The 625-nt window shown below is 37.0% G+C and carries 1 protein-coding gene; it reads left to right on the forward strand.

Annotated features, from left to right (window positions below; translation table 11 throughout):
- The first annotated feature begins 209 nt into the window (after positions 1-209).
- On the forward strand, positions 210-530 hold the full coding sequence (locus tag F0249_RS20100) for a cell envelope integrity protein TolA (RefSeq protein WP_171757659.1): 321 nt from the start codon (positions 210-212) through the stop codon (positions 528-530).
- Positions 531-625: the final 95 nt, after the last annotated feature.

The following is a 625-nucleotide window of genomic DNA, read 5'->3' on the forward strand; positions in this document are numbered from 1 at the left end:
GAATGAAAAGCGGTCTGGTAGGAAGGAAGCTATTTTTCTTTGACCTGGACTAGAATCGAAATGATAAAACGGCTTGTTTGCTGTTTGGGACGGATGGCCAACAAAGAAATCTAAAAGATGATCATATATGCAGTAGCTTAAAAAATTGGTGGGGCTGCTAGTTCTGGCGGGTCTATCCCTGCGGGGCTAAAACAAATAAAGGAATTCTTGTGAAGCAATTACTTCTATTAACTTTAATACTCATAAGCCAAGGCGCACAATCAGGGTATCAAGAAAATGAAATCGATAGATATAAAGCTATCTACACTCAGTTAATCAAGCAAAATATTTCAACACCAAAATGCACAATTAAAATCAAAGGGTACAAAGAGAAAAGCGACATGAAAATCTATTCAGTACAAGCAATGAAAGGATCATCTTCTGACTGTGAAAAGATCTTAAAAGCAGTGATGAAAGTTAATGAATTCCCACTACCGAAAGATGACAGCATCTCAGATAAACTAATTGAAACAACGCTTTATATAGAGTGAGCCTTAATTCGTATTATGCAATTTATGTTACGGGTTAACTTCTAAAAACGATTCTCACGATGAGCATCTAAAGAGCCAGCAAGCTGACTCCCAGA

The sequence above is a fragment of the Vibrio sp. 03-59-1 genome (genome assembly GCF_013114135.1).
Lineage (GTDB): Bacteria > Pseudomonadota > Gammaproteobacteria > Enterobacterales > Vibrionaceae > Vibrio > Vibrio cortegadensis.